We start from the raw sequence: 14018 nt of genomic DNA, 5'->3' as shown, positions 1-14018 counted from the left end.
CCTGTCCTAAAGATAGTCCAGCAGGATGAAAAGGAGGTGTTCTACGTCCTCATCAAAGCGACAGGATCACCTCTTCAAGCGTGTCCAGAGGCACTGGACGAGAGAGAAAATAGCCTTGCGCGGCAAAAGCCGGTGAGTTTTGCACATCACGCCACTCTTCCAGCGTTTCAACGCCTTCGACAATCACGCCGCGGCAATAGCGGTTCATCAGCTGTAATAGTAGTGTGAAGAGATTACGTCCCTCCGGCGTCTTACGCAGCATGACGAACAGGTCTCGCGCCACTTTGATATAGTCATAATTCACTTCACTAAGCGCCGAGAAGTTTGCCATTCCGGTACCAAAATCATCCAGCCAGAGCGGGCCAAACTCGCACATTGAGGCGAAGGACGACCCCTTCGGTAAGCGGATATGTTCCACTAGCTCAAAACGCAGCCACGGTAGGCCTTCAATGATTTTCAGGATTTCGGGATCCTGGCGCATCGCTATGAGCGTTGGTCCGTCGACGTTCACGGAAGCCAGCAGGTTGTTGGCTCTGAAAAAGTCCCCTTTCAGCTCAAGTTGAAGAAGTTGCTCTATCACCACATCAACACGATGTCGGACGGTTACTTCGGCAAAATAGCGGTCTGGCGCAATACGTTGGGATGGATTATCAGGATGGCTCACGACAGTCAGCAGTTCAACAGCCATCAGTCGTCCGTTGGTCTGGTAAATTGGCTGGTAGGTGTAAGCACGCTCGCACTGCAGCCAATAGCGTCTCTCCTGCAAGTTTTCAATACTCGCATCGAGCGTAATGAGCTGCTGGGTAACCTGCTTTATCATCTGAGATGTCCTGTAAATAAGAGTGTGACTGACCGGACTCGTCAAAGGTTATCGGCGCTCAGACGCAGAACTTTACGTTCAGCTGTGCGCAAAAATAAAAACTAAGCGGCAAAAACAACGCAGAACACGTGCTGGCTCAAAAAAATAATGGAACGATGTTTTAATATAGTTGACCGCTTAACACCCACAGCGCACACTAACGCTAATTTTTTTCAGAGCAGGTTACGACTATGTCCAGAAAGATTGCCGTGATTGGCGAATGCATGATTGAGCTGTCACAGAAAGGCGCTGATGTTCAGCGCGGATTCGGTGGCGACACGTTGAATACATCCGTTTATATCGCCCGTCAGGTCGATGCTGCGGCACTTTCCGTACACTATGTGACTGCACTGGGTACCGACAGTTTTAGCCAACAAATGCTGGAGTCCTGGCAGGGTGAAAACGTGGATACCTCATTAACCCAGCGTATGGAAAACCGCCTGCCGGGTCTCTACTACATTGAGACCGACAGCACTGGCGAGCGCACCTTCTATTACTGGCGTAATGAAGCCGCCGCTAAATTCTGGCTGGAGAGCGAGCAGTCTGCCGCGATTTGCGAAGAGCTGGCGACATTTGATTACTTGTATCTGAGCGGAATCAGCCTGGCGATTTTAAGCCCGGCAAGTCGTGACAAGCTGCTGTCGTTGCTGCGTGAATGCCGTGCCAACGGTGGAAAGGTCATTTTTGATAATAACTACCGCCCGCGTCTGTGGAGCAGCAAAGAAGAAACCCAGCAGGTGTATCAGCAGATGCTGGAATGCACCAATATCGCATTCCTGACGCTGGACGATGAAGACGCGCTGTGGGGTGAAAAACCCGTTGCTGAGGTGATTGCCCGTACTCACGCAGCTGGTGTACAGGAAGTGGTTGTGAAGCGTGGCGCAGACTCTTGCCTGGTTTCCATCGCGGGCGAAGCGCTCATCGACGTTCCGGCCGTTAAATTGCCGAAAGAGAAGGTGATCGATACCACTGCGGCCGGAGACTCCTTCAGCGCCGGATATCTGGCGGTACGTCTGACCGGTGGCGATGCTGCTGAGGCCGCAAAACGCGGCCACCTGACAGCAAGCACCGTGATTCAGCATCGCGGGGCGATTATCCCACGCGACGCTATGCCGCAATAACGTCGATTATCCGGTCTGCATACCGTAGGCCGGGCAAGCGAAGCGCCCCGGCATCTCCAATGCCGGATGGCGGAGTAACCGTCTTATCCGGCCTACAGGTTATTGTACCGGCGGGATATCCGTCACTTCAGGGTGTGATTCATCCGTTTCAACAGATGTTGCCGCTGCGGTAACGGGCGCCATAATGCTATCCCACGTCGCCTGCAGATCCTTCATATTGAATTCAGGTTCACCCTTCGGCTGCAGCAGAATTAACGCCATATCTTGCGACAGCTGCTGTCGTAGGTCCTGATTCAACATCTCAACGCTCAGGCTGTTGAGGAAGCTCTGGCGTAAACGCTGATACTGTTCAGGCGCAATATCCACCACCTGATTTTGCAGCGAGCGCAAACGCTGGCTGATCAAAATATCGGTATCGGTACGACCATAGGTGGCAAACAGCTTCTGCAGTTCCAGATTCTTTTGCGCGACCAGCGCGTTGAACTCTTCTTCCGGAAGTCCTTTATCACGCACTTTCGCCAGCTCACGCGCAACCGTACCCAGATTGGCGTTCAGCTTATCGTTTGGCGACTCAACGTTAATCGCACACTGCGCGCGCAGGAACAGCACCCGGCAGTCAAATCCGAGGCCAATGTCTTTGGCATTGTTTTTGGTTAACTCTTGCTGAATGTGCCAGAACAGCGCCTCACGAGCTAAATCAGCGCGCCAGTAACGTAACAACGCGGCAGATTCACGGATCGGTTGCCACGGCATATCCCACATAATAGACAGGCGATCCTGGCGTACCGCATCAGTCATAATGCTTACGGCTTCTGCTCGCAGCGGAGAGAGCGTGGGTACCGGTGCAGGCGTTTCGCGTTTTCCTTTTAACTCGCCAAAGGTTTTATTGATTTGCTCAGCTACGCTGCGTGCATCAACGTTACCGACGATGATCAGCGTCATCGCGTCCGGGGTATACCATTTCTGGTAGAAAGACTGAATTTTCGCCGCATCTACAGGCGTTTTCAGCGGATCGGCGGGATCGTGCCCCAGCAGGGTCGATCCCTTCAGACGGTAACGCCACCACCCTTCTTTGGTATCTGACGGCCAGGTTGCAACCATATCTTCGCTGCTCAGCGCATGATTGACCGTTTCAGAGGTGATGCTCAGATTGCCGGAGATATTCGCCAGGTAAGAAAGTGACTCTTTCAGTAGATCGTTACGGCTGTTAGGCAGACTGAGGTTATACAACGTGGAATCATAGGAAACGATAACCGGCGGCATGGGACGTTTGGGATCGAACCCCTGCTGCCACAATGAACGGGCTTGCGTGGCATCGAGGCCACCGCTTTGCGTCAGCGCGATACGTGGGATCGCATGGCTGAAACCACTCTGTTGCGTACTTTCGGTGAGTGAACCGGTATTAACCAGCAGGCGGACCTCAATACGGTCGCTGGGGCGCTGGGGAGTGGCTAACACTTGCCACTGTAGACCATTTGCCAGCGTACCCTGTTGCCACGCCGGGTCAGGCTGGAGCGCATCTGCCTGCACATAGCCGGCAGTGGCCATCATCAGCAAGCCGCCCGCTAAAAGTCGAATTTTTGTGCCCTGCATGTGAACCCCTGATCAACTATCCTGGAAATAAAAAGACAGCCCGCAAACGGACTCTCTGAATATGACGTTAAAAACACTTCGTGTTAGACCGCGAGAACATAAAAATGTCACGGAAGAAGTGAAAAAATCCCGAGCCGCCGAATCGACGGTTTCAGGCACAGGGGGTAATTATGCGCAAACGCCCGCAGTCCTGGAAGGGAATACGGGCATAAGTGACGAGATTAAGAGGATATTTCGTGCGTTTTGCCATCCGGCGCACGATTATTCAGCACATCGTCCAACTTTTTATGGTCCAGTTCTTTGACCCATTTAGCGACGACGACAGTTGCCACACCGTTGCCGACCAGGTTAGTCAGCGCACGTGCTTCAGACATAAAGCGGTCAATACCAAGAATCAGTGCCAGACCCGCAACCGGCAAATGGCCCACCGCAGAGATCGTCGCGGCCAGAACAATGAAGCCACTCCCGGTCACACCCGCTGCACCTTTTGAGGAGAGCAGGAGCACCACCAACAGGGTTATCTGATGGAAGATATCCATATGGCTGTTGGTTGCCTGAGCGATAAACACCGCCGCCATCGTCAGATAGATTGATGTCCCATCAAGGTTAAACGAGTAGCCCGTGGGTATAACCAACCCGACAACCGACTTCCGGCAGCCCAGTTTTTCCATCTTATCGAGCATACGCGGCAGCGCGGATTCAGAAGAAGACGTACCCAGTACGATCAGCAGTTCTTCACGGATATAGCGGATGAATTTGAAAATGCTGAAGCCGGTTGCGCGAGCAATGGAGCCCAGTACCACAACCACAAACAGAATACAGGTGATGTAGAAGCAGATTATCAGCTGACCCAGTTGCACCAGCGTTCCGACGCCATATTTACCGATGGTAAAGGCCATGGCCCCGAAAGCACCGATCGGCGCCAGGCGCATGATCATATTGATGATGCCGAAAATAACCTGCGAGAAGCTTTCAATCACGTTGAAAATCATCTGGCCTTTGCTGCCCAGACGGTGCAGCGCAAAACCAAACATTACCGCAAACAGTAATACCTGCAGGATGTTACCGCTGGCGAACGCGCCAATCACGCTACCCGGGATAATATCCATCAGGAAGCCTACGATCCCCTGGTCTTTTGCCTGTTCAGCGTAAATGGCAACCGCTTTAGCGTCCAGCGTCGCCGGATCGACGTTCATTCCGGCACCGGGTTGCACCACGTTAACGATGATAAGGCCGATGATCAGCGCAATCGTACTGACAATTTCAAAATAGAGCAGTGCAACCGCACCGGTGCGGCCTACTGCTTTCATACTTTCCATGCCTGCAATGCCGGTCACGACAGTACAGAAGATGACAGGTGCGATGACCATCTTGATGAGCTTAACGAAAGCATCACCAAGCGGCTTCATTTGGGCGCCTAATTCAGGGTAGTAATGGCCAAGGAGAATACCAATGGCAATTGCTGTCAGGACCTGAAAGTAAAGGCTTTTGAATATAGAGGTCTTCATAGGGTGTCCTTAAAGTAAAAACCACAGGTCTTGTAAGGTTTTGTTTAACCTGCGGCCTTAAAGTAACACCCACTCAACATGACAGAAATGCACCTGGATCATAATTGATACAAAAATGTTAAAAATTTTGAGCTGGCTCGCACAAGCGAGACCTTTTTTAACTTTTGTAATCAGCGCGTTCCGGTGCCAGATAACGTTCTTCAAAGATATTTGCCGGAACGGGTCGGGCAAACAGGAATCCTTGCGCCACTTCCACCCCGGCTTTTGATAACCATTCGCGTTGCGCTTCGGTTTCAACGCCTTCGGCGATCATCTGCAAGTTGAGGCTATGTGCCAGCTGAATGATGGCGGAGATCATGCTGCAATCTTCGGGCACGCCATCGACAAACATCTTATCGATTTTGAGTACATCCACCGGCAGCGACTTCATATGCTGTAGCTGTCGCAGACCCGCATACCCCATGCCAAAGTCGTCTAGGGCGATGCGCACGCCCGCGTTGCGCAGCGGTCGCAAAATGGCCACTGCGGCGTGAGGATCGTCAATATGCCGGCTTTCAGTCACTTCCAGAATCAATGTGCCTGGCTTAATGCGATAGCGCGTCAACAATTCCAGCAGATCAGACACCATACTTGGGTGCATCAACTGGAGAGCTGATAAATTCACCGAGAGCGGCAGCATGAGACCGCGTTCTTGCCAGGCTGACAGCTGGCGGCATGTTTCTTCCAACACCCAATAACCGACGGTCACCATCAGACCACAAGACTCAATTCTGTCGATTAACCCTTCAGGCAGCTCCCAGCTACCGTCCGGCTGCTGCATCCGCAATAATGCTTCTGCGCTCAATACCTTGCCGCTGGACATCTCTACCTGGGGCTGCATCCAGAGCGCAAATTGCTGGTTATCCATGGCGGTTAAAATATCGTTCTCTTGGGTTAAACGCTGCTGCGCCTCTTCCATCTGCAACGGATCAAAGAACTGAATTTGGTTTTTACCTTTATGACGCGACGTTAACACAGCTGACAGGGCGCGGCGGTAGAGCTGCTCTGCGGTTAAATCACCATAAAACATCGCCACCCCAATGTTGCAGGTAGGACGTAGTTGAATACCCTGAATCGGTAACCGCTCATTAACGATAGTGAGTACTTGCTGACCTAGCGTAATAGCGTGCCAGGGTTCTTTTACACCATGGGCGATAATGGCAAAGTCATAGCCACTCACCTGGGTAAGCACCATCCTGGGAGCCAATACCGACTTCAGTTTTTCGACCAGCGTAAGTAACAGGATTTCTCGCTGGGTTTCAGTTAACACACCCGCGGTGTCACGTAGGGTTTCGCAGGTGACAATCATCAGCGCCGTCGTCTGTTGGCGGGTAACAACCTGCTCCAGCAGCCCCATTAAAAACGACTTATTGGGCAGTTCGGAAACCGGGAAACGCATTACTAAGTCGCTTTGATCTTCGCTATGTCGCTGAATCAACTGCTGATTAAGATTGTAGCTACGCACCAGCATACCAATCTCATCATCCTGATGTAGACGCGGCAATGCCAGTTGATAACCAATCAGGTCCTGCTGTTGAATGTCGTTCAGCTCACGGGCTATTTTACGTAAGGGGTGCACAATCAAGCGGTTAATGCACCAGGAGATAGCGACGGTCAGTATTAGCGACAAAAGTAAGTAAATGGTCACTAACGTCGAGAGCGTACTCATCACGAATTTGTACATGCGGTACGAATCCGCCTGCAGCACCAGATACGCCAGCGGTTGTGGGTTAGCGGAACGTTCAAGAGAATAGATCGGCAGCGAAATTTGTACCGGAAGCTCAAACAGGCGGGTCACCGTAACCGGAACCGGACGTTCGGGTATAAAGCTCATCCGCAGCGCCTGAAACTGATTAGGCAGCACCACATCGGCGCGACTTACCACGCCTGCTGGCCGAATACTTCTTAAAATAGCTTCCGCTTCGGGAATATCCCCTTTCAGGATAGTGTTCGACAGAGGTTCACGAACAGAGCGAGCGATACTTTCCAGTTGCGTAGCCGTGTTATAGCGGTTTTGCTGGACCAGATGGAACAACAAAACGGTGCAAAAAATAAAAACGAACACCATAACAACGGCCGCAACCATTGCCATCTGCTTAATTGTTAACGAGCGACTGACACGCAAACTGACTCTCCACGGATAGACGAAACTGCCGTCAGAGTATACCCGATCGTAGCGGTATTAAGAGAGGCGGTATCTGAAAACTTCCCAGCGTGCATTATCGCGACAGGATAGGCACCTGGCGACGAGATTTATCTGCATTTAAGCCGAAAAAGGCCGCAAGGTTAGCCCCTGCGGCCTGGTTCGGGCGCATGTTGCCATTACGGCAGGCAGACGCCCACAAAGTGCATTACTTCCTGTTACGCAGCCAGTTCACAATCAAGCTGGCAATAATGCCAGCGATAATTGGAGCCGCTAAATCGTGCCAGAAAGCCACGCCTAACTGTGCGAGCGTCATATAGCCGCCTGTGTTGCAATGGCAACTGTTCGCGGCTATTCTTAACTTGTCTGGAGTCAAGTTAGCCCCCGTTTTGTTGCCAGGTTTATACCGAACAACGTGCGGGGGTTTTCTCTTTCCAGCAACCTATGCCGCCGGGGATCAAGCCCCCGCAACATCGCGCCTCACCGGGTTAACCCGGCTTGCTGCTGATTCTACGGTAACACTTCCGTCTCATCACCCCAGAGTGATCCAGTCTGCGTAAAGCCTCGCAATTACGGCTTAATAAATCCGCCAATCGCTGGAAAGTTTCTTGCCAACTGGCAACTTTCCTGACGGCCATCCGCACGATAAAACTAATAACATATTGATATCTATTAGTTTATTTTCTGGCACAGCGATTGCTATATGACTGTGAGCTGTTCTGTTCCGAATCAAAGGAGATATCATGTCTGACTGTCGTACTTACGGATTCAACACCCAGATCGTTCACGCGGGGCAACAACCCGACCCTTCAACTGGCGCGCTCAGTACGCCTATTTTCCAGACTTCAACGTTTGTTTTTGACAGCGCCGAACAAGGTGCCGCCCGCTTTGCGCTCGAAGAGTCCGGGTACATTTACACCCGCTTGGGTAACCCTACCACTGATGCGCTGGAGAAAAAGCTGGCGGTACTGGAAAGAGGTGAAGCCGGGCTGGCTACCGCGTCCGGTATTTCTGCTATCACCACAACGCTGTTGACGCTTTGTCAGCAGGGTGACCATATCGTTTCCGCCAGCGCGATTTACGGTTGTACCCACGCGTTTTTGTCGCACAGCATGCCGAAGTTTGGGATTAACGTCAGCTTTGTCGACGCCGCGAAACCGGAAGAAATCCGCGCCGCCATGCGCCCGGAAACCAAAGTTGTGTATATCGAAACGCCCGCTAACCCGACGTTGTCGCTGGTCGACATTGAAACGGTAGCCGGTATCGCCCATCAGCAAGGCGCATTGCTGGTGGTGGATAACACCTTTATGTCGCCGTACTGTCAGCAGCCTTTGCAACTGGGCGCGGATATTGTGGTGCACAGCGTCACCAAATATATCAACGGTCACGGGGATGTGATTGGCGGCATCATTGTTGGTAAGCAGGAGTTTATCGACCAGGCGCGGTTTGTTGGCCTGAAAGATATCACCGGCGGCTGCATGAGTCCTTTCAATGCGTGGTTGACGCTGCGCGGCGTTAAAACGCTGGGCATTCGTATGGAGCGTCACTGTGAAAATGCGCTGAAAATCGCCCGCTTCCTCGAAGGGCATCCGTCCATTACCCGGGTGTATTATCCAGGCCTGTCATCGCATCCGCAGTATGAGCTGGGCCAGCGACAAATGAGCCTGCCAGGTGGAATTATCAGCTTCGAAATCGCCGGCGGCCTCGAGGCTGGCAGACGGATGATCAATTCTGTAGAATTATGCCTCCTCGCGGTCAGTCTCGGTGATACCGAAACCCTCATTCAGCACCCAGCGTCTATGACACATTCGCCCGTTGCGCCAGAGGAACGGCTTAAAGCAGGTATTACCGACGGGCTTATCCGTCTTTCTGTGGGTCTTGAAGATCCAGAAGATATTATTAACGACCTTGAACACGCCATCAGAAAGGCAACATTCTGACCAATATGGCCTGAACCGACGCCGTTCGGTTCAGGTTGTTGAGAATCAAGGCACAACAGTCTGGCAATACGCGCAATCCTCTTTCGGGGAGAACGTGTATTTTGGGCAGGGGGTTCTATGCAGGACAACACATTACAATTAAGCAACAATACAGCAACCGCCGTACCATTCTCAAAAAAAATACCGTTTACGAAATACGATTTTGGCTGGGTATTACTGTGCATAGGCATGGCCATTGGTGCCGGAACGGTACTGATGCCGGTACAAATTGGCTTAACCGGCATTTGGGTATTTATCGTCGCCTTTATTATTGCTTATCCGGCAACTTATATTGTGCAGGATATTTATTTAAAAACATTATCAGAAAGTGAAACCTGTAATGACTACACGGATATTATCAGTCATTATCTGGGAAAAAACTGGGGCGTATTTCTTGGCGTCATCTATTTTCTGATGATTATTCACGGCATATTTATTTATTCCTTATCCGTGGTTTTTGACAGCGCCTCATATATCAAAACCTTCGGCTTGACCGAGTCCGATCTTTCACAGTCGATAATCTACAAAGTGGCCATTTTTGCCGTGCTGGTCGCCATTGCTTCCGGGGGAGAAAAACTGCTATTCAAAATCTCCGGCCCGATGGTAGTGGTCAAAGTGGGTATCATCATCGTATTTGGTTTTGCGATGGTTCCGCACTGGAACTTCGCTAATATCAGCGCCTTCCCTGAAGCCTCGGTGTTCTTTCGCGATGTGCTGCTGACTATCCCGTTCTGCTTCTTCTCCGCGGTGTTTATTCAGGTGTTGAACCCTATGAACATCGCTTACCGCAAACGGGTGGCGGACCGGGTACTGGCCACACGTATGGCTATACGCACGCATCGGATCAGTTACATTACGCTGATTGCGGTCATCCTGTTTTTCTCTTTTTCTTTTACCTTTTCCATTAGCCATGAAGAAGCCGTTTCAGCCTTCGAACAAAATATTTCCGCACTGGCGCTGGCGGCACAGGTCATTCCGGGACAGATTATTCATATCACATCAACGGTATTAAATATCTTCGCCGTATTAACCGCGTTCTTTGGTATTTATTTGGGATTCCACGAGGCGATCAAAGGAATTATTCTTAACGTACTGAGCCGCGTTATTGACGTGGAAAAAATTAATCCTCTGGTGCTTACGCTGGGTATTTGTACCTTTATTGTTATCACCCTGGTGATTTGGGTATCATTTCGCGTGTCAGTACTGGTGTTCTTCCAGTTAGGCAGCCCGCTGTACGGGATTGTGTCGTGTATTATTCCGTTTTTCCTGATCTATAAAGTCACACAGCTGGAAAAACTACGCGGGCTGAAAACCTGGCTAATCCTGTTGTACGGGATCCTGCTGTGCCTGTCGCCATTACTGAAGCTGATTGAATAACCCGCGTAAACTGCGCCGTCAGCTCCTGGCGGCGCTTAGCTCACACTCTCCAGTTGATAGCTGCGAATTTTATTCAGTACCGTGGTATGTGATACCCCCAGCGCTTTGGCGATATGCCGCGACGACACATTCTCTTCCATCATCTGTTCAATAAGCTGGCGTTCCGCATACAAAACCTGCTCTTTAAAAGGACGTTCTGTCGGGCCTTGCTCAGCGGCGGGCAAATTCACCATCCCTAATTCTTCGGGCGTAATGACATCGGATTCCGCCATTAGCATCAGACGAATAATGGTATTTTCCAGTTCGCGCACGTTTCCCGGCCAGCTGTGATGGTGCAAGGCATCAAAACAAGCTTTATCCAGAATGATCCGCCGCTGGAATTCCTTTGCGTATTTCTGCACAAAGTGGCGAATCAACAGACTGATGTCCTGCGGGCGTTCCCGCAAGGGCGGAATAGTCAGGGAAAGTACATTGATGCGGTAATAGAGATCGGCGCGCAGCAGACGTTGTTCCACCATATCTTCCAGATTGGCGTTGGTTGCCACAATAATGCGTACATTAACCGGAATAATTTGCGCCCCGCCAACGCGACGGATCCCGCCATCCTGCAGGACGCGCAATAATTTAGCCTGTAAGCCCAGCGACATTTCACCAAATTCATCGAGAAAAAGGGTGCCTTTATCAGCCATTTCAAACAGCCCTTTTTTGCCTTTACAATCCGCGCCGCTAAAAGCCCCTTTCTCATAGCCAAAGAATTCACTCTCCATAAGCGACTCAGGTAGTGCAGAGCAGTTGACCGGAATAAACGGATAAAAACGTCGCTGCCCAGAATTATGGATAGCCCGGGCCAGCAGCTCTTTGCCGGTACCCGTATCGCCACGGATCAGAACGGTATATTTGCTGTCAGCAATTTTTATCGCCTTTTCGATAAGCGCGTGCATGCTCAGGCTGCTGCAAATAATGTCAGAGAAATAACGCGGGCGTTCCGGCTCCGGCGTTGATAGCTCGCTTATCTCCTCACAGAGGTAAGCGACATTAATAATATCGGCGCGCTGGCTTAAACAGGATTGCACACAGGAAATATCCTGTAGCTGGCGGCACCAGGATTTAATCAGGATCCGTCCAGGTGTGACTTTCATGGAGATGATATTGATATCGCAGCAGGAAAATTCCTTCAGGACATCCTCAACCATCGACAGACGATCAATTGTTTTAATATCCCAGCGTATCGTGACCACATTTGCTCCTGATAGTTAGCAACTGCGAAATAGATATTTCTGTGACGAGAGGAAACCTGACTACATTTTAGACGCTGTGGAATAATGTTCTGCCAGAGGACTCACATTGTGGACGGAAAAACAAAATATAAAAAAACCGGAGCACAAGGCTCCGGTTATCGGGTCATAACCCACGTTTATTGCTGTGGGTTTTCGTCCTGGTCAACGGCGAAACAGGCCACCAGCTGACCGCCATAGTCTTTTAACTGTGGCTGAAGCTGAGTACACGGACCAAAGCGACGGCGGCAACGGGCGTTGAATGCGCAGCCTGGTGGCGGATTCAACGGGCTTGGCAGCTCACCGGTCAGCTTGATACGCTCGCGGCGATCGTCCGGGTTCAGGCGCGGCGTTGCGGAGAGTAGCGCCTGAGTGTACGGATGCCGTGGATTATTGAAGATCTGATCCTTGGTTCCTTTTTCCACACAGCGGCCTAAATACATCACCATCACTTCATCGGCAATGTGCTCTACCACCGACAGGTCGTGCGAGATAAAGACGTATGACAGCCCCAGTTCCTGTTGCAAGTCCATCATCAGGTTCAACACTTGCGCACGTACGGAAACGTCCAGCGCCGAGACCGGTTCGTCGGCAATCACCACATCCGGGTCAAGCATCAGACCGCGGGCAATGGCGATACGCTGACGCTGGCCGCCGGAGAACATATGCGGATAGCGGTCGTAGTGCTCGGTTTTCAGCCCCACTTTCGCCATCATCGCCAGCGCTTTTTCACGACGCTCCTCTTTGCTGAGCGTGGAGTTGATCAGCAACGGCTCTTCCAGAATCTGCCCTACTTTTTTACGCGGGTTCAGGGAACCATAGGGGTTCTGGAACACTATCTGGATTTTCTGCCGACGCAGCTTCTGCGCTTGCGGGTCATGCTTGAGTAAATCCTGTCCCTGGTAATACAGCTCACCGCCAGTCGGGATTTCAATCATCGTCAGTAGACGGCCAAGGGTGGATTTCCCACAGCCCGACTCACCTACCACCGCCAGCGTTTTACCGCGCTCCAGAGTAAAGGAAACGCCATCCAGCGCTTTCACCAGGCGTTCCGGGGCGAACATGCCCTTCTTCACCGGGTAGTGTTTTTTCAGGTCAATTGCCTGCAACAGCGGCTGTTGCGCGGCGGCCTTTTGCGTACTCATAGCCCAGGCCTCCCGGCATCATCAAGTGGGTAGTGGCATTTCGACTGACGACCGCCTTCCAGCAGGTTCAGTTCAGGTTCTTCAGCGCGGCATTTGTCGGTCGCATAGGGGCAGCGTGGATTCAGCAAACAGCCGCTCGGGCGGTCATATTTACCGGGAACCACGCCCGGCAGTGAGGCCAGACGCGCTTTGTCCTGAGCAAACTCCGGCAGCGCGCGCAGCAGCGCCTGGGTGTAAGGATGACGCGGCGCGCGGAAGATATCCTGCGCGGCCCCGGTTTCCACTACCTGCCCAGCGTACATCACGATGATTTTGTGTGCCGCTTCAGCCACCAGCGCCAGATCGTGCGTGATTAAGACCAGCGCCATGTTCTCTTTTTGCTGCAATTCCAGCAGTAGCTCGATGATCTGCGCCTGAATGGTCACATCCAGCGCCGTTGTCGGTTCATCGGCAATCAGCAGCTTCGGACGACAGGCAATCGCCATCGCGATCATCACGCGCTGACTCATCCCACCGGACAACTGGTGCGGATAGACATCCAGACGCGAGGCCGGATCGGGGATCCCCACCAGCGTCAGCAGGTCAATTGCCCGCTGAATACGCGTTTTTTTGTTGCCGCCCTGGTGCACCTTGATGGCTTCCATAATCTGGTAGCCGACGGTGTAGCAGGGGTTAAGACTAGTCATCGGGTCCTGGAAGATCATTGCCACTTCCGCACCCACCAGTTGGCGACGCTCTTTCTCAGAGATGCGCTTCAGGTCGCGACCATTAAACTCCAGATTTTCGGCCATAACGCGGCCAGGGTAGTCAATCAGTCCCATAATCGCCAGCGAGCTGACGGACTTACCAGAACCAGACTCCCCAACAATGCCAACCACTTCACCCTGATTCACACTGTAGCTAATGCGGTCTACGGCGCGGAATTCGGAACCTACGTCGCCGAAATGCACCGATAATTTATCTACATTTAATAACGCCAT

11 protein-coding genes are annotated in these 14018 nt (G+C 51.8%); 3 read left to right on the top strand and 8 right to left on the bottom strand.

Translation table 11 applies throughout. From position 1 onward, the window contains the following. Positions 1-52: 52 nt before the first annotated feature. Complete coding sequence (pdeH, locus tag OGV85_RS11625) at positions 53-820, bottom strand: cyclic-guanylate-specific phosphodiesterase (protein ID WP_003023308.1); 768 nt, start codon at positions 818-820, stop codon at positions 53-55. A gap of 230 nt (positions 821-1050) precedes the next feature. Between pdeH and kdgK the strand changes: the two genes are divergently transcribed. Beyond that, positions 1051-1980 carry a 2-dehydro-3-deoxygluconokinase gene (gene kdgK, locus OGV85_RS11620; RefSeq protein WP_032950474.1) on the top strand — a complete coding sequence of 310 codons (930 nt, stop codon included), beginning with the start codon at positions 1051-1053 and terminating at the stop codon, positions 1978-1980. A 99-nt stretch (positions 1981-2079) separates the two neighbouring features. Here kdgK and OGV85_RS11615 read toward each other — a convergent pair whose 3' ends face one another. The 4 genes from OGV85_RS11615 to OGV85_RS11600 all read right to left on the bottom strand — a co-directional run bounded on the left by OGV85_RS11615 (position 2080) and on the right by OGV85_RS11600 (position 7579). Then, positions 2080-3573, bottom strand: coding sequence for a M16 family metallopeptidase (locus tag OGV85_RS11615; RefSeq protein ID WP_032950476.1), 1494 nt, complete (start codon positions 3571-3573; stop codon positions 2080-2082). A gap of 221 nt (positions 3574-3794) precedes the next feature. After that, complete coding sequence (dctA, locus tag OGV85_RS11610) at positions 3795-5081, bottom strand: C4-dicarboxylate transporter DctC (RefSeq protein WP_003023301.1); 1287 nt, start codon at positions 5079-5081, stop codon at positions 3795-3797. A gap of 157 nt (positions 5082-5238) precedes the next feature. Then, positions 5239-7245, bottom strand: a complete 2007-nt coding sequence (gene hmsP / locus OGV85_RS11605) for a biofilm formation regulator HmsP (RefSeq protein WP_072291287.1) — start codon at positions 7243-7245, stop codon at positions 5239-5241. 226 nt (positions 7246-7471) lie between these two features. Beyond that, positions 7472-7579, bottom strand: coding sequence for a type I toxin-antitoxin system toxin Ldr family protein (locus tag OGV85_RS11600; RefSeq protein WP_003023297.1), 108 nt, complete (start codon positions 7577-7579; stop codon positions 7472-7474). 427 nt (positions 7580-8006) lie between these two features. Here OGV85_RS11600 and megL point away from each other — a divergent pair, with 427 nt between their 5' ends. Together megL and OGV85_RS11590 are read left to right on the top strand one after the other, a co-directional pair. Continuing rightward, positions 8007-9203: a methionine gamma-lyase gene (gene megL, locus OGV85_RS11595; protein WP_003023295.1), complete on the top strand. Its 1197-nt coding sequence runs from the start codon at positions 8007-8009 to the stop codon at positions 9201-9203. A 117-nt stretch (positions 9204-9320) separates the two neighbouring features. Beyond that, the gene (locus tag OGV85_RS11590; RefSeq protein WP_016151142.1) at positions 9321-10619 is read left to right on the top strand and encodes an aromatic amino acid transport family protein; all 1299 of its coding nucleotides are present in this window, start codon (positions 9321-9323) and stop codon (positions 10617-10619) included. Positions 10620-10654: 35 nt separating this feature from the next. Here the strand turns inward: OGV85_RS11590 and OGV85_RS11585 are convergent, their stop codons facing one another. The 3 genes from OGV85_RS11585 to dppD all read right to left on the bottom strand — a co-directional run bounded on the left by OGV85_RS11585 (position 10655) and on the right by dppD (position 14018). Next, positions 10655-11857 carry a sigma-54 interaction domain-containing protein gene (locus OGV85_RS11585; protein ID WP_032950481.1) on the bottom strand — a complete coding sequence of 401 codons (1203 nt, stop codon included), beginning with the start codon at positions 11855-11857 and terminating at the stop codon, positions 10655-10657. Positions 11858-12033: 176 nt separating this feature from the next. Next, the gene (dppF, locus tag OGV85_RS11580; protein WP_003024319.1) at positions 12034-13038 is read right to left on the bottom strand and encodes a dipeptide ABC transporter ATP-binding subunit DppF; all 1005 of its coding nucleotides are present in this window, start codon (positions 13036-13038) and stop codon (positions 12034-12036) included. After that, a complete protein-coding gene (gene dppD, locus OGV85_RS11575; protein WP_003024317.1) occupies positions 13035-14018 on the bottom strand; it encodes a dipeptide ABC transporter ATP-binding protein in 984 nt (327 codons plus the stop codon). The genes dppF and dppD overlap by 4 nt, the downstream gene beginning before the upstream one ends.

This window comes from Citrobacter sp. Cf132, from assembly GCF_030333885.1.
Taxonomy (GTDB): domain Bacteria; phylum Pseudomonadota; class Gammaproteobacteria; order Enterobacterales; family Enterobacteriaceae; genus Citrobacter; species Citrobacter freundii.
Note: the sequence above shows the minus strand (reverse complement) of the source record. Positions and strands in the feature narration are given on the sequence as shown.